This is a genomic window from Mesorhizobium sp. WSM1343 (assembly GCF_055901535.1).
In genome coordinates this window covers 4,410,941-4,425,082 of sequence record NZ_CM148370.1, presented here as the reverse complement: position 1 = coordinate 4,425,082, position 14,142 = coordinate 4,410,941, and the positions used below count along the sequence as shown (strand labels likewise).

The 14,142-nt window shown below is 61.1% G+C and carries 15 protein-coding genes; 6 read left to right on the top strand and 9 right to left on the bottom strand.

Going from position 1 to position 14,142, the window contains the following annotated elements; genetic code table 11:
* Positions 1 to 4: 4 nt before the first annotated feature.
* Together AC0NIL_RS21610 and AC0NIL_RS21605 are read right to left on the bottom strand one after the other, a co-directional pair.
* Positions 5 to 877 carry a phosphoribulokinase gene (locus AC0NIL_RS21610; RefSeq protein ID WP_013532053.1) on the bottom strand — a complete coding sequence of 291 codons (873 nt, stop codon included), beginning with the start codon at positions 875 to 877 and terminating at the stop codon, positions 5 to 7.
* Between the two features lie 8 nt (positions 878 to 885).
* On the bottom strand, positions 886 to 1,932 hold the full coding sequence (locus tag AC0NIL_RS21605; RefSeq protein WP_013532052.1) for a class 1 fructose-bisphosphatase: 1,047 nt from the start codon (positions 1,930 to 1,932) through the stop codon (positions 886 to 888).
* Between the two features lie 123 nt (positions 1,933 to 2,055).
* Between AC0NIL_RS21605 and AC0NIL_RS21600 the strand changes: the two genes are divergently transcribed.
* Entirely contained in the window at positions 2,056 to 2,994 is a 939-nt protein-coding gene (locus AC0NIL_RS21600; protein WP_063172003.1) for a LysR family transcriptional regulator, read from the top strand.
* Between the two features lie 201 nt (positions 2,995 to 3,195).
* Positions 3,196 to 3,396, top strand: a complete 201-nt coding sequence (locus tag AC0NIL_RS21595; RefSeq protein WP_013532050.1) for a hypothetical protein — start codon at positions 3,196 to 3,198, stop codon at positions 3,394 to 3,396.
* Between the two features lie 16 nt (positions 3,397 to 3,412).
* Here AC0NIL_RS21595 and AC0NIL_RS21590 read toward each other — a convergent pair whose 3' ends face one another.
* The 6 genes from AC0NIL_RS21590 to AC0NIL_RS21565 all read right to left on the bottom strand — a co-directional run bounded on the left by AC0NIL_RS21590 (position 3,413) and on the right by AC0NIL_RS21565 (position 8,455).
* Entirely contained in the window at positions 3,413 to 3,943 is a 531-nt protein-coding gene (locus AC0NIL_RS21590; protein WP_164919954.1) for a hypothetical protein, read from the bottom strand.
* A gap of 98 nt (positions 3,944 to 4,041) precedes the next feature.
* Positions 4,042 to 4,878, bottom strand: coding sequence for an ABC transporter permease (locus AC0NIL_RS21585; RefSeq protein ID WP_050580490.1), 837 nt, complete (start codon positions 4,876 to 4,878; stop codon positions 4,042 to 4,044).
* Between the two features lie 35 nt (positions 4,879 to 4,913).
* Positions 4,914 to 5,702, bottom strand: coding sequence for an ATP-binding cassette domain-containing protein (locus AC0NIL_RS21580; RefSeq protein ID WP_275954624.1), 789 nt, complete (start codon positions 5,700 to 5,702; stop codon positions 4,914 to 4,916).
* Positions 5,703 to 5,759: 57 nt separating this feature from the next.
* Complete coding sequence (locus tag AC0NIL_RS21575; protein WP_013532046.1) at positions 5,760 to 6,203, bottom strand: hypothetical protein; 444 nt, start codon at positions 6,201 to 6,203, stop codon at positions 5,760 to 5,762.
* A gap of 29 nt (positions 6,204 to 6,232) precedes the next feature.
* Positions 6,233 to 7,204 carry a YVTN family beta-propeller repeat protein gene (locus tag AC0NIL_RS21570; RefSeq protein ID WP_013532045.1) on the bottom strand — a complete coding sequence of 324 codons (972 nt, stop codon included), beginning with the start codon at positions 7,202 to 7,204 and terminating at the stop codon, positions 6,233 to 6,235.
* Between the two features lie 21 nt (positions 7,205 to 7,225).
* On the bottom strand, positions 7,226 to 8,455 hold the full coding sequence (locus AC0NIL_RS21565) for an ABC transporter substrate-binding protein (RefSeq protein WP_027162614.1): 1,230 nt from the start codon (positions 8,453 to 8,455) through the stop codon (positions 7,226 to 7,228).
* A gap of 250 nt (positions 8,456 to 8,705) precedes the next feature.
* Here AC0NIL_RS21565 and AC0NIL_RS21560 point away from each other — a divergent pair, with 250 nt between their 5' ends.
* From AC0NIL_RS21560 to AC0NIL_RS21545, 4 genes are read left to right on the top strand one after another with little or no spacing between them, the layout of a single operon-like run.
* The gene (locus tag AC0NIL_RS21560; RefSeq protein ID WP_473573802.1) at positions 8,706 to 10,535 is read left to right on the top strand and encodes a (5-formylfuran-3-yl)methyl phosphate synthase; all 1,830 of its coding nucleotides are present in this window, start codon (positions 8,706 to 8,708) and stop codon (positions 10,533 to 10,535) included.
* A 3-nt stretch (positions 10,536 to 10,538) separates the two neighbouring features.
* Positions 10,539 to 11,090, top strand: coding sequence for a flavoprotein (locus AC0NIL_RS21555; protein ID WP_013532041.1), 552 nt, complete (start codon positions 10,539 to 10,541; stop codon positions 11,088 to 11,090).
* Entirely contained in the window at positions 11,083 to 12,477 is a 1,395-nt protein-coding gene (locus AC0NIL_RS21550; protein WP_473573801.1) for a DUF6513 domain-containing protein, read from the top strand. Before AC0NIL_RS21555 ends, AC0NIL_RS21550 begins: the two co-directional genes overlap by 8 nt.
* A 4-nt stretch (positions 12,478 to 12,481) precedes the next feature.
* The gene (locus AC0NIL_RS21545; RefSeq protein WP_275954622.1) at positions 12,482 to 13,072 is read left to right on the top strand and encodes a DUF447 domain-containing protein; all 591 of its coding nucleotides are present in this window, start codon (positions 12,482 to 12,484) and stop codon (positions 13,070 to 13,072) included.
* Positions 13,073 to 13,092: 20 nt separating this feature from the next.
* Here AC0NIL_RS21545 and AC0NIL_RS21540 read toward each other — a convergent pair whose 3' ends face one another.
* Positions 13,093 to 14,130, bottom strand: a complete 1,038-nt coding sequence (locus AC0NIL_RS21540; RefSeq protein ID WP_275954621.1) for a hydantoinase/oxoprolinase family protein — start codon at positions 14,128 to 14,130, stop codon at positions 13,093 to 13,095.
* Between the last annotated feature and the right edge of the window lie 12 nt (positions 14,131 to 14,142).

The following is a 14,142-nucleotide window of genomic DNA, read 5'->3' as shown; positions in this document are numbered from 1 at the left end:
CTCCTCACGACACACGGCTCTTGCGTTCAACCAATTGCAGGATGAGCGGCGTCAGGATCAGCTGCATGGCAAGATCGAGCTTGTTGCCTGGCACCACGATGGAATTTGGCCGCGACATGAACGAGTCGTGGATCATCGACAGCAGATACGGAAAATCGATGCCGCGCGGATTGGCGAAGCGGATAACCAGCATCGATTCGTCGGGTGTCGGAATCCAGCGCGCGATGAACGGGTTGGACGTATCGACGATCGGCACGCGCTGGAAGTTGATGGCGGTCTGCGAGAATTGCGGGACAATGTAGCGGACATAGTCGGGCATCCGGCGCAGGATCACGTCCATCACCGCCTCGGTGGAATAGCCGCGTGTCGAACGGTCGCGATGGATCTTCTGGATCCATTCGAGATTGATGACCGGCACGACGCCGATCTTGAGATCCGCATGCTTGGCCAGATTGATCGTGTCGGTGACGACACAGCCGTGCAGCCCCTCGTAGAAGAGCAGGTCGCTGGGAGCGAATTCGCGCCATTCGGTAAAGGTTCCCGGTGGCGTGCCGTGCTGCTTTTCCTCTTCCTCATCATGAATGTAGGTGCGGGTCTTGCCGGTTCCGCGGCGGCCATATTCCGCGAACACCTCTTCGAGAATTCCGAGTTCGTTGGCCGCGGCATTGAAATGGGTGAAGTTCGGGTTGCCGGCCTTTTCCTCCTCGGCCACCTTTGCCTTCATCGCCGCGCGGTCGTAGCGGTGAAATGCGTCGCCTTCGATGAAAGCGGCCTCGATGTTCTCGCGCCGGAAAATCAGCTCGAAGATGCGCTTGACCGAGGTCGTGCCGGCGCCCGACGACCCGGTGATGGTGATGATGGGGTGCTTGGCTGACATGGTGCTGCTCAGGCTCTGAACAGGCCGCGGCGGCTGAACAGCGGCGCACGCTCACCGATGTTGCTCGGCTCTGTGTGGTAGCGCGTGATGCGCGCGACTTCCCGCGCCGACCCGAAGATCATCGGCACGCGCTGATGCAGGCTCTCGGGCTCGATTTCCAGGATGCGGGTGATCGCGTCGGTGGCGGCACCGCCAGCCTGCTCTATGAGATAGGCGATCGGGTTGGCCTCGTAGACGAGGCGCAGCCGTCCCTGACCATAGCCCTTGCGCCGATCGCCGGGGTAGAGAAAAACGCCGCCGCGCATCAATATGCGGTAACAGTCGGCGACCAGAGAGGCGATCCAGCGCATGTTGAAATCCTTCTCGCGCGGTCCTTCGGTGCCCTCCAGGCAGTCGTCGACATAGAGCCGCACAGCCTCGTCCCAGTGCCGGTAGTTGGCGGCGTTGATGGCGAACTCCTGAGTGCGTTGCGGAATGATCCGGCTTTCATAGGCCTGGACGAAGGTGCCGAGCCTTGTCGAGAAGACGAAGACATGCGTGCCGCTGCCGAGCGACAGGACGAGTGCCAGCTGCGGCCCATAGATGAAGAAACCGGCGCCTAGCTGGTTCACGCCCGCCTGCAAGAAAGAGGCGGCCGGATCAGCGTCCGGCGCGCCAGTTGCGGTCAGGAGCGAGAAGATCGTTCCGATCGACACGTTGGTGTCGATGTTGGAAGAGCCGTCGAGCGGGTCGATCGCAATGGCGAGTGGCGCTTGCCTGTCGAGCAGGACTGGCTGCTCCAGCTCCTCGGAGGCGTAAAGCGCCACCGGCGCACGGCGCATGGCGTCGAGGAAGATGTCATCGGAGAAGACGTCGAGATCCTTCTGGACGTCGCCGTCGGCATTGGCGCCACGGGTCTCGGCAAAGGCGGCGCCGAGCACCCCTTGGTTGATGGTGTTGCGGACCTTGATGGCGGCCTGTGTCAACTGACGAACGGTCGTCACAACGGCCGAGCGGAATTCGTCTGGCTGGCCGAGATAGGAGTTCAGAAAAGCGTCGAGCGTTGCCGCTGGCATCGTAACCTCCCCTCCCGCCGCATCTCCTCGGAGCGGCTGGACTGGAGGAATGGAAACAAACGTCGCATGATAAGTAAAATTCAATAACTTTACCTGGTCAGTAAAAATAACTTAGTATGCGACATGAGAAACCTCACGCTCAAGCATTTCAAGACCGTCCAGGCAATCATCAAGTGCGGTAAAATTGTCAGCGCAGCCAAGATGTTAGGCCTGTCTCCTCCAGCGCTGACAATCCAACTGCGACAAGTGGAGGAAGAATTCCAGCTGGCTCTGTTCGACCGAACGTCGGACGGCATGCGTCCCACTGCCGCAGGTCTGGCTTTCGTCGAGACAGCGCAGGCTATCGAGGAGCATCTCGGTTTGCTCGAAGACAAGATGGATGCCATCAAGGGCGTACGCACCGGCAGCTTGAGGCTCGGCGTCGTTTCCACAGCCAAATATTTCGCGCCGCGGCTGATGGCTGCGTTCATGAAGGACCATCCCGACATCGACATGCGGCTTGCCATCGGCAATCGTGCCCAGACGATCGACAACCTCAGGAACCACGACATCGATATCGCGCTGATGGGGCGTCCGGCGAAAGAGGTTCCGGTGCGTGCTTCGGTCTTCGGTGATCATCCGCTGGTCATCATCGCGCCGCCCGACCATCCCTTGGTGGCGGCGCGCGATATCTCCAAGGAGCGGATTGCCGAGGAGCATTTCCTTATTCGCGAGCCCGGCTCCGGAACCCGTATCTCGTTGGAAATATTCCTGAGCGACGTGCCTGGGCGCATCGACGACCTCGGTGTCGAGATGGCCTCGAACGAAACGATCAAGCAGGCGGTGATGGCTGGTCTGGGTATCGCCTTCATCTCTGCTCACACCATCGCTGCGGAAACCGAGGCAGGCCGGCTTGTCATCCTCGACGTTGTCGGCATGCCGATCCGCCGACAATGGTTCTCGGTGATGCGAACCGATCACGCAATCTCGCCGGCGATGGCCACATTCAACGATTTCCTGATGCGCAAGGGCGCAATGTACCTGCCCCTTTTCGGAAAGCTGTATCCAGACAAGGCTGGATGACACTGCACGAGCGCAACGGATGAAAGTCCGGTGGAGAACGCCCACGATCGTTGGTATTATATAAGCGGTATGTTATGTTGCAGTGCGAAAGAGCGGGGGCCACGTCCTTTCACACCGTAAGCGATCTGTATGTGCAACCCCTGCAGACTGTTCGGAACTCTCCCAGGTATGGGTTCGGGAATTCGATGGGGAAAAGGGGTAATGCTTTACACACTCGTTATGATGGTCTGCCTGACGGATGGACCGCGGACCTGCGAACAACGCGAGGAAATGGTAGACGGTCTGGCGATGAATCCCGGGACTGCCTTCATGCAGGCGCAGCCGCTGGTGGCAAGGTGGATCGAGACGCATCCCGGTTATTTCGTGCAGCGCTGGCGTGTGCTCCCCGGAAGAGAGTCGTGAGACAGGCGGCCAAGGTCTATTTCTTCACGATGAGCGTTTCCGAGACAGTCTTCGACAACTGGTAAAGCCGCTGCTCGATTATCGTCGGCACATCGCAGACATAAGTCAGCGACTGGACGCGTTCGTTGAAAATTCGCGTCGCGAAATTCAGTTGATCGGTTCGCCGTTCTACTTCGTCCGGATCCGCATCGGCCTTGGCGCGCAGCGCGTCCACTTCGGATGCTTCCTTGCGCAACTGTGCCGCCATTTCCAGCTGTTTGTGGGCATAGCGGGAGATGCCGGAGATCACGTGCGAACGCTCGGCGTCCATGTGATCGAACATTCCCTGCACCAGCATCGTCATTTTGGTTGCGACCTGCTCGGGCGGTAGGGAAGTCGCGAAATCCTTGATCTCTTTCTGGGCTTGTGCAATCGGCGTCCGCCGGGCCGCCACAGCATCGACAAGCGCTGACACGCCTGGATCCTTCGCCCAATCCTTCGCGGTCGCCGGAAGCTCCGGCCCATTCCAGATCTGGCCAAGCGAGAGCTGTGGCACCTTACGCTGCATGCAGGGCCAGTCGGGATCGGTGTTTGCCGCGCCGGCGCCCCCCATCGACGCAAGCGTGGTGACCAGAACCAGAGTGTGAACAAGTCTCATTCGCGCCATCAGGCGTTTCCTCCCATGTCCTGTTTGCGGATCACCAAACCGCGCGAAGGGTCGTATGCGATGATGGCGCCGCCCAGGAACAGCAGCGTGCAGCCGGCGACGACGCCCAGCGACAGCCATTCGATCTGCCCGTAGAAGGCAAAACGGATCAGTTCGACGGCATAGGTGAACGGGTTGCAGAGGCAGATCTTGTAGAGCAGGGGGCTCGCCTCCTGGATGCGCCACAAGGGATACAGCGCCGGAGACGCGAAATAGCCGGGAAAGATGACGAAGTTCATGATGCCGGCGAAGTTTTCAAGCTGCTTGATCAGCGAAGACAAGAGCATGCCGAGCGCGCAAAGCATCATGCCCGACAGGAACAATGCCGGCAGAACATAGAGATAGCCGAGTGGCGGCGCTTTGACGCCCCACAACCAGGCAACGATCAGGAACGCGTAGACCTGCACGATCGATACGGCCACACCGGCCAGCATCTTCGACACCAGCAGGAACCAGCGCGGAAACGGGCTGACCAGCAGGATGCGCATGTTGCCCATCTCGCGGTCGTAGACCATCGACAGTGAAGACTGCATGCCGGAAAACAGCAGGATCATGCCGCAAAGGCCCGGCGTGATATAGACCTCGTAGAGCACATAGGTCTTGTAGGGCGGGATGATCGACACGCCAAGCACCTGGCGAAAGCCGGCCGCGAAGATGAACAGCCAGACCAGCGGCCGGACCAGCGAGGAAATGAAGCGTTCGCGCTGGTGCAGGAAGCGCAGGCACTCACGCAGGACGACGCCTTTCAGGCAAATGAGATAGTGGCGCAGGCCGAATGGCTCGGACCGCACCGGCATGATGCCGGCGACCTTTCCGGGCATCGAAGGGGCGCTCATGGCGACGTCTCCGTCATGCCCGCCGCATCGACGCGGCTGAGCTTCGAAAAGGTTTCGCGAATCGAACTTCCGCCGTTCGCACGGATCACATCCGACACCTTGCCGCTGGCGACCAGGTCACCCCGCCGCAGTATGACGACATGGTCGGCGTCTTCGACTTCGTCGATCAGATGCGTGGCCCAGAGCACGCCGATGCCCTCTGCTTGGACGAGCTTGCGGATGGTGGCGAGGATGCCCGCACGAGATTCGATATCCAGGCCGACGGTCGCCTCGTCAAGCAGGAGCAGGGAAGGTCGGTGCAGCAGCGCCCTGGCGATTTCGATGCGCCGCATCTGACCGCCGGAGAGGCTGCGTGTCTTGTCATGCTGGCGGCCCTGCATGTCGACCGTTTCCAGCAGCGCGGCAATGCGCTGGCGAGCTTCGCGTCCGCCAATGCCATGCAACGAGGCATGGTAGGAGAGATTCTGGTAGACGCTGAGGTCGAGATCGAGCGTGCGTGCCTGGAACACGATGCCGACCCGCCTGAGTGCTTCGCCGGACGCGCGGCGAATGTCATGGCTGAAGATGCGGATCGATCCGTGACGCGTGTCGTAGAGGTGGCTTATCAGTGAGAACAGCGTCGTCTTGCCGGCCCCGTTGAGGCCGAGCAGAACGGTGAAAGTCGCCGGCGCGATCGAGAAGGAGACGTCGTTGAGCGCCCGCTTCTGGCCATAGGAATGGCTGACGGCTCGGACATCGAGCGCCACCACCTCGTCTCCCGGTCCGCTTGTCCTCATATGCTGCATACCGGATCGCTCCTTCAGGACGCGTTGGCCTATTGGCGCCCCTGATCGCCTTTTGTCTTACTTGATCGTAATCTTGCCCTTCAGTCCCTTGTCGGCAAGGTCGGGAACCGACCAGGTATATTCGCCCGGGCGAACGGTATGGAACTGCACCTGGATCGTTCCCGCGTCGTCGAATTCCAGCCAGGCCGGTCCGCCGTCCATATGCACTTCCAAATCGTTGATGACGATCTGGTCCATCCAGACATTGCGGAATAGATCGGTCACGAACTTGTACTCGAAACCGCCCTTGGACGTGATCTTCCAGCGATAGCCCTGGCCGGCGATCAGCTCGAAGTCCTTCTGATTGACCGCATAGGTGGAATCGGCCGAACCGATAATCAATTCCGGCAGGTTCTTGCTGGCACGCGACGGTTTTGACGTCGCATCGTCGGCGTTTGCTACGATCGGAGCAAGGACAAATCCGGCGAGCGCGGCGAAGAAAAACCTACGGCAAAGTTTCATGTCTTGAGCCTCCCGATGATCAATGTCTGCTATTTGGGCGAAATGACCACACCCCAGGGCTGCTGGCCCACAGTGAGCGATTGGACCGGCTCGTCGGTGGCCGTGTCGATGAAGGTGATATCGTTGGAATTGCCATTCGTGGTGATCAGCGTTTTCTGGTCGGGCGTGAAGGCCAGATGCCAGACGCGCTGGCCGACGAGGATGTATTTTTCCACCTCATAAGTGTCGGTATTGATCACCGCGACATGGTTCGCCGGGCCGAGCGCGACATAGGCTTTCTTGCCATCGGCGCTGATGGCGATGCCTACCGGCTGGATGGTTTCGGCCCGCAGTCCCTGAATCGCGAACTGGATCTTCTTCACCACTTCGCGTTTGGCGTTGTCGATGACGCTGACGGTGCCGCCGACCTCGGCGCTGACCCAGACCTGCGAGCCGTCGGGCTTGAATTCGGCGAAGCGAGGACGCGTGTCGACCAGCACATTGTCCGTCACCTCATGCGTGCCGGTGTCGATGAAATGCGCCATGCTGGTGGTTTCCGAGGTGTTGACCATGGTCTTGCCGTCGGGGCTGACACCCATGCCTTCCGGCTCCACGCCGACTGGTATCTCGGCCAGGACCTGCTTGCTTTCGACGTCGATGGCGGTGACGAGATTGTCGTCCTCATTGGCGACATAAAGCGTCTTGCCGTCGGGCGAGAGGACGAACAATTCGGGATCGGGGCCGGATGGCAGCGTACCGACAATTTCAAGTGTCGCGGTGTCGATGATTTGGATCGTGTCGTCATCGCTGGCGCATAGATAGACGAATTTGCCGTCATGCGAGATGGTGATGCCGCGAGGTCTCTGGCCGACTTCGACGGTCTTCACCACCTGCATCGTCGCCGTGTCGACGACGGTCATCGTGTTGTCCTTCTCGTTGGACACGTAAGCCGTATAGGCCGATGCCGGGCTGGCCGTGAAGCCGGCCGCGAGAATGGCGAATGCGCAAGCTCGTTTCTGCACGCAAATTCCTCCCGATTGACTCTACTTGAGAGCGCATTTCGTTTCCGGCTGATCGACACCGAGAGTGTCGAGTTCGGAGACCTGGTGAAGATAGCCCTCCTGTGGCGATGTCGAGACGACCGACTTGGTATCGCCAAGCAAGATCGGCTGGCGAAGCTGGAGGTTCCATTTGCGGAAGGTCAGCTTCTGCCCCTTGAAAGCAGCAACCGAAAAATCGTCAGAGCGTATATAGTCGCTGATCTTTTTCGCATCGTCGCCCTTGGTGCGCGTGGTGGCCTCGCCGACCGCACGCACCGCGGTCCAGGCCGACATGTCTTTGGAGAGCATCCGCCGGCTCGTCGTCTTCAGGAAGCGGCTCTGCATCTGGATGCCGCCCCATTGTTCGCTGGCGGGATGCCATGACGATGCAACCAGACCGGCCGTGCCGGCGACCAGCCGCGGCGTCCAGGTGCGGTAGGGCACGTAGGTGCCGAAAACCTCGCTTTCGTCGGCGACAAGCACCACGTCGTGCTCCGGGAGGTCTTGCGTGAACACGGAAATCTGCTGCTGTATCTGCGTGGCGCCGGTGTCGGTGCGCCTGGCTGTCCCGGTATCCTTGAATTCCTTCTCGGCGACGATCTGGCCGCCGAAGCGGGTTGCCGCGCGGCGCAGCGCATCGGCGTAGAGATGGTCCTGCTCATGCGATCCATAGAGCAGCACCCAATTCGGCCACTTCTTCACCATGAGATACTGCGCCAGCGCGTCGGCCAGCATGCTGCGCGTCGGCGCGATATGGAAAACGTTGATGCGGCAGTCCTCCTCGCGAAGGCTGTCGTCGGTGGCGCCGACGTTGAAGATCAGCACGCCTTTGTCGCGGGCGATGTCGGCGATCGACAGCAATTGTTTGGCTGAAAGATCGGCGACCACATAGCGGTCGCCCTTGGCGATCATGCCTTCGAATGCCTGAACCGCGTCGCCGTCGGGCTTGACCTCGGTCACGTCGAGGCTGAATTTCTGGTTGGTGAACTTTCCCGTCGTGTTGTTGTCGCCGATCGCCACCTCGGCACCGGCGACACCTTCGTCACGTGGCGGCAGGTCGAGCATGGAAAGCGTCAATTGCGGTGCGTAGGCCCGCAAATAGCCTATCTTGATTTCAGTTATCTTTTTTTCCGGCTTCGCCACCGTTTCCTGGCCTGTCGCGTCGGAAACGTTGACGGTCAGGGAAAAAAAGCACAAAAAGGCAGCGAGAGTGCCTGGCACCGCGCTCGTCATCGATAGTAATTACCCATTCTTGCGCAGAGGTTCGACGGTTGCCGGACCCGCGCCAAGTCAAGGTGCCCATGATCAACTTAGCCGACCCGCAAAATTTATCAAACCCTATAGGACGACTTTTCGCGCCTGCCAGAACGGTGCGGAAGGTCGCCAGCGTCGATTCGCATGGCAACACCGGCGAGACGTGGCGCAGGGGGATCGACCGCCTCTATAAAAGCGTCTTGTCCTCCAAACTGGAGAAACTGTTCAAATGACCAGAATGCTGGCAAGCGTCACCGGCATCGAAGAGGCGGAGATCGCTCTTTCTGGAGGTGTCGATATCGTCGACCTGAAGGACCCGAAGGCGGGAGCCCTGGGCGCGGTGTCCATGGAAACCATGCTCCGAACGATCTCTTTCATCGCGGGTCGGGCTCCGGTCAGCGCTGTCTGCGGCGACCTGCCGATGGAACCCGAAACGATCCGCATCAAGGCCGAAGAGATCGCGGCGACCGGCGTCGACTATGTGAAGATCGGATTTTTTCCTTCGGCAAATATCTCTGCCTGCGCACAGGCGCTTGAACCGCTCGCCGCACGAACGAAGCTGATTGCCGTGCTGTTTGCCGATCTGGCGCCGGACTTCGAGCTTCTGCCGATGTTCGCCAGGCATCGCTTCCACGGCGTGATGGTTGATACCGCGCAAAAGGGGAAGGGCCGGCTGCTCGATCATCTGCCGCCGGAGCGTATTCCGGGATTCGTCGATCGAACGAAATCGCTCGGTCTGATGGTCGGCCTGAGTGGATCGCTGGAAGCTCCGGACATTCCGCGCCTATTGCCTTTCGCTCCCGATTTTCTCGGCTTTCGGGGGGCGCTGTGTGGCCATTCCGGTCGCACGAGTTCGATCAGCGCCGAGGCGGTCTCGCAGATTCGCGAGTTGATTCCAGCGGAATCCGGGACCGGCGATCAATCGAGTATCGACTATCGCCTGTTGGCAGCGAGAGGCTATTCGCCGGACACCGACCCGACACTGGGCACGGACAGGATTTTTGTGCGGGATTTTGTTCTGCCGGTCCAGATCGGTGCCTACAGCTTCGAGCATGGCCATACTCAAAAAGTGCGCTTTGATGTGATCGCCGACGTGCTGCAAATCACCGACCATCCCGAGGACATGCGCCATGTGTTCTCCTACGACATCATCATGGACGGCATTCGCACCATCATCGCGCGGGGCCATATCCAGCTCAGCGAGGCTTTGGCCGAGCAGGTGGCAGCGCACGTGCTGGAGAACCAGCGTGTCGTGCGCGTCACGGTTAGGGTGGAAAAGCTCGAGCTCGGCCCTGGCGGCGTCGGCGTTGAGATCGAACGCAAGCGCCAATCGGCGGGACGCGGTGCTGCCTCCGGCATTGCTGGCCGAAAAGACCGAAGCGTTGTTTTCCGGCCGCGCCAGGAGCGCCCCGAAATGCTTCGACGGGCCATCGTCAAGCTTGGCGGCAGCACGGCCCATGCGGCGGAGATGAAGAGCTGGATCGCAGCGCTGGCGGGTTCCAGGCTGCCGATCGTCATCGTGCCCGGCGGCGGGCTCTTTGCCGATCATGTGCGCGAGACGCAGACCAGCATGGATTTTTCCGATACCGCCGCTCATGCCATGGCGATCCTGGCCATGGAGCAGTTCGGCCATGTCATCCTCGACCGGGACGAAAGGCTGGCGCCGGCACGGTCGCTGGACGAGATCGGGCGAGTGTTGGAGGCGGGGAAGGTTCCGGTGTGGCTGCCGTCATCACTGGCACTGGCGGCGCTGGATGTTCCGGCCTCCTGGGACATTACCTCCGATTCTCTGGCCGCCTGGCTTGCCGGCAAGCTTGGCGCAAACGCGCTGTTGCTTGTCAAGCAGACCGGTGCATTCTTCGACAGCGATACCGCTGACAGCCTGAGGGCCCGAGGCATTGTCGACCCAGGCTTTGCCGCCATGCTGCCCGACGGCATCGATTTCCATCTCTCCGGTCCGAAGGATGCTGCCGGGGCCGGCGCGATGCTCGCGTCGGGCAAGCTGCCCGGCATCCGGATAGTGGCTTCAACAGGGTCGTCGGCAAAGAAGGCGGGATAGCCGATGGTGAAGCTGCATGTGCCGCGCTGGGCGTGGGTTTTGACGGGTTCCGGGCATTTTTTTACGGAGAGCTTCGCACTTGTTCGCCAGCTCGAACATTGCGATGTCTTCGTGTCTAAGGCCGCCAACGAAGTGCTGCGCATGTACAAGCTTAAACTTGATTTCCCGGAGACGACGCGCGTGCTGCACGACAAGACCGCGAGCGCGATCCCGGTCGGCGAATTCTACCACGGTGTCTATCACACGGTCGTGGTGGCGCCGGCTACGTCCAACACGGTCGCCAAATGCGTGCATGGCATTTCCGACACGCTCGCCACCAATGTCTTTGCCCAAGCGGGAAAGTGCCGTGTGCCAGCCATCGTCTTTGCTTGCGACACCGCGCCGGAACTCGAAACCCAGGCACCGCACGGGCTGGTCAAGGTCTATCCGCGCAGGATCGACCTGGAAAATACCAAACAGTTGAAGAGTTTCGAGCGGACCCTGGTGGTCGAGTCGCTCGCTGATCTCGAAGCCTCGCTCACACGGCGCCAGGCCGAACTCGCAAGCGATGGCTGAGCGGCTGGTTTTTCTTACCGGCCATCTGGCCAAGGCGCGGCTGGAACGGCTGCTGACCGGGCTGGGCAGAACCGAATTCGCGTGGGAAATCGTCGACGTCGGCGTCAAGGTCGCCGCGCTGATGAGCGAGGACATCGTGAAGCGTCGGCTCACTCTGACAGGAGACGTCGACCGCGTCATCCTGCCCGGACGCTATCGGGGAAACATCGAACACCTGTCGGAGCATTTCGGCGTGCCCTTTGTGCGCGGCCCCGACGAGATCGCCGACCTTCCGGCCTTCCTTGGCCGGGCGGGCAAACCGCCGGATCTGACGCGTCACGATATGCGCATCTTCGCCGAGATCGTCGATGCGCCGATGCTGTCGGTCGAGGCCCTGATGGCGAGGGCCTCGATGCTGGCTGCGGCCGGCGCGGATGTCATCGATCTGGGCTGCCTGCCGGAGACGCCGTTTCCGTTGCTGGCTGAGGCAGTGCGGGCACTCAAGGCACAGGGGTTTGTGGTCAGCGTCGATTCGGCCAGCGCAGACGAACTGTCGATCGGTGCGCACGCCGGCGCGGACTATCTTCTCAGCCTCGATGAGAACACGCTGCCGTTGATCTTCGACCATCGGGCTACGGCAGTGTTGATACCCTCCATCCCCGGCGATCTGGATTCGCTCGGCCGGGCGATTACCGCGGCACAAAAGGCCGGCGTCGCCTTCATTGCCGATCCCGTGCTCGACCCGATCCATTTCGGCTTCGCCGTTTCACTCGGGCGCTTCATCGAGGCGCGGCGCCGTTGGCCGGACATCGAATTGCTGATGGGCACCGGCAATCTCACCGAATTGACCGACGCCGACAGTTCCGGCGTTACAGCCGTTCTAGCGGGGCTCTGCTCGGAACTCCGGATCCGGAACGTGCTGGCGGTGCATGTCAGCCCACACACGGTGCGCACGATCGAGGAGCACGATATCGCCCGCCGCGTCATGTTGGCTGCTTGCACGGACGGCGCGTTGCCGCGCGGCTATCACCCAGGGTTGTTGCAGATCCACGATCGCAAGCCTTTCACAGCCTCCCCCGACGATATCGAGGCATTGGCGGCCCAGGTGCGCGACGCCAACTTCCGGATCGCGGTAGCCGAGGACGGCATCCATGTTTTCAATAGCAAAGGGCATGCGGTTGCCACGGATGCGTTCGAACTTTTTGCCGGGCTGGACGTCAACGCCGATGGCGCACACGCTTTTTACCTCGGCGCGGAACTGATGAAGGCGGAGATCGCGTGGCGCCTCGGCAAGCGTTATGTGCAGGACGAGCCGCTCGCATGGGGCGTTGCCGCGCCGGCACCCGAAACCGACCGTACCCGTCTTGCCGAGCCGGGCAAGACGCTCCGCGCAAGGAAAGAGCGCTAGGACCATGCCCTATATTCGCGAATCCATCATCACGACGGTCAACAAGGCAGGCAACGTCCACATCGCGCCGATCGGCATCATTGCCGAGAATGACGGTTGGGTTATCGCGCCGTTCCGGCCGTCGGTCACGCTCGACAATCTCGCCGAAGTGCCGTTCGCCATCGCCAATTATACTGACGACGTGCGTGTCTTTGCCGGCTGCCTGACAGGCCGCAAGCATTGGCCAACCGTTCCGGTTGACGGGTTCCCGGTGCCGAGGCTCGAGGCGGCGCTGGCGTATTCGGGCCTCGAAGTCCAGGCGGTCGATGACAATGGTGTGCGTCCCCGCCATTTCTGCCGCGTGGTGCGGGAGGAAACGCTCGCGCCGTTCACCGGCCTCAACCGAGCCAAGGCGGCGGTGCTTGAGCTGGCCATCCTGGTCAGCCGGCTCGGCATGCTGCCGCGCAACAAGATCGAGGCGGAAATCGCCTACCTTTCGATCGCCATCGAAAAGACGGCAGGCGACGGTGAAAAGGAAGCCTGGGGCTGGCTGATGCAGCGTGTCAGCGATCACTTGACCGCCAAAGGTTCGGATAGCGAGGACTCGCGAGCATAGGCGCGAGCGCCGCAACCTGCTTACGAAGGATATCCCGCCAAAAGCGCCACTGCGGACGCGGGTGCCGCGCTGCTCGCTTGCCCGCGAACAGTGTCATCGGCGGGGATGATGTCGGCGAAATCGACGTAACTGCGTTCCATGCGTTCGGCCAGCCGCCTGATCTGCCAGCGACCGCTTCCGGCGCCGACGATCGGGACATCCCGAGACAGGGTTCCGGCAACCAGCGCCGCTGCATCGTGCACTTTGCGCAGTTGCTGCTCGCTGAACCAGCGCGCGACTTCACCCCATTCCGGCGGGGTGAGGTCGGTGGCGTCGCGCCCCACCATGCGCGCCAGCCGCGCGATCGAGCCGTCCACAGTCTTTTCCTTGCCGTCGGCGGGAGGGTGCCTGTCGTCGTCCTCGTCGAGCACGCCCAGGATGCGGTGAGCGTCGGCGATCGAGGCGAAATATTCGTTCATCAGCGGCGTTAGCCTGCCATGGACGGGAGCCGACGAGGCTACGCCGAACAGGAATGTCCTGGTAAAGCCGGTATAGACCAATTCGCCGGTTAGAAGCCGTCCGGCATCGGTGTAGCCGTCATTGGCCACGGCGCCGTTCTTGATGGCGATAATATCGGTGGTGGTGGAGCCCATGTCGACGAACAGGGCATCGCCGGCGAGTTTTGCCACCAACAAGGCTGTCGCGTGCCAATTGGCGGAAGCCACATCGGCGGTCAGCTGCGCTGCCCGCTCGACTCCGACGAAACCGGATGGTCCGGCATAGACCAGCTTTTTGTCTGCGGGGAAATGGGTGGAAATCTGACCCAGCAGAGCCGCCACGCCGGCATCGCGGGACGGAAAGATGTCCGACAGTTCGCCCGTCATGGTGAATGCGTTGAGATCCGCACCCGCGTAGATCGGAGCCGTTTCGTCGAGGGCTGAAGCCAGCTTGTCCAACCCTTGCCAGAGCGGCGTTGCGATCGTTACCGCCTCGACGACGCGACCGTCTTGTGCGCGGGTCACCTTCAGATGCGCGCCGCCAATGTCGAAACCGGCAATGATGCCCTTTCTTTTTTCCACGCTTCAAGCTTT

Bases quoted from the DNA above. Each gene is read 5' to 3' on its own strand.
- AC0NIL_RS21590 (WP_164919954.1), bottom strand. From the start codon at position 3,943: ATGCAGCGTAAGGTGCCACAGCTCTCGCTTGGCCAGATCTGGAATGGG.
- AC0NIL_RS21585 (WP_050580490.1), bottom strand. From the start codon at position 4,878: ATGCCGGTGCGGTCCGAGCCATTCGGCCTGCGCCACTATCTCATTTGC.
- AC0NIL_RS21555 (WP_013532041.1), top strand. From the start codon at position 10,539: ATGGTGAAGCTGCATGTGCCGCGCTGGGCGTGGGTTTTGACGGGTTCC.
- AC0NIL_RS21550 (WP_473573801.1), top strand. From the start codon at position 11,083: ATGGCTGAGCGGCTGGTTTTTCTTACCGGCCATCTGGCCAAGGCGCGG.
- AC0NIL_RS21610 (WP_013532053.1), bottom strand. From the start codon at position 877: ATGTCAGCCAAGCACCCCATCATCACCATCACCGGGTCGTCGGGCGCC.
- AC0NIL_RS21545 (WP_275954622.1), top strand. From the start codon at position 12,482: ATGCCCTATATTCGCGAATCCATCATCACGACGGTCAACAAGGCAGGC.
- AC0NIL_RS21595 (WP_013532050.1), top strand. From the start codon at position 3,196: ATGCTTTACACACTCGTTATGATGGTCTGCCTGACGGATGGACCGCGG.
- AC0NIL_RS21565 (WP_027162614.1), bottom strand. From the start codon at position 8,455: ATGACGAGCGCGGTGCCAGGCACTCTCGCTGCCTTTTTGTGCTTTTTT.
- AC0NIL_RS21605 (WP_013532052.1), bottom strand. From the start codon at position 1,932: ATGCCAGCGGCAACGCTCGACGCTTTTCTGAACTCCTATCTCGGCCAG.
- AC0NIL_RS21575 (WP_013532046.1), bottom strand. From the start codon at position 6,203: ATGAAACTTTGCCGTAGGTTTTTCTTCGCCGCGCTCGCCGGATTTGTC.
- AC0NIL_RS21600 (WP_063172003.1), top strand. From the start codon at position 2,056: ATGAGAAACCTCACGCTCAAGCATTTCAAGACCGTCCAGGCAATCATC.
- AC0NIL_RS21580 (WP_275954624.1), bottom strand. From the start codon at position 5,702: ATGCAGCATATGAGGACAAGCGGACCGGGAGACGAGGTGGTGGCGCTC.
- AC0NIL_RS21560 (WP_473573802.1), top strand. From the start codon at position 8,706: ATGACCAGAATGCTGGCAAGCGTCACCGGCATCGAAGAGGCGGAGATC.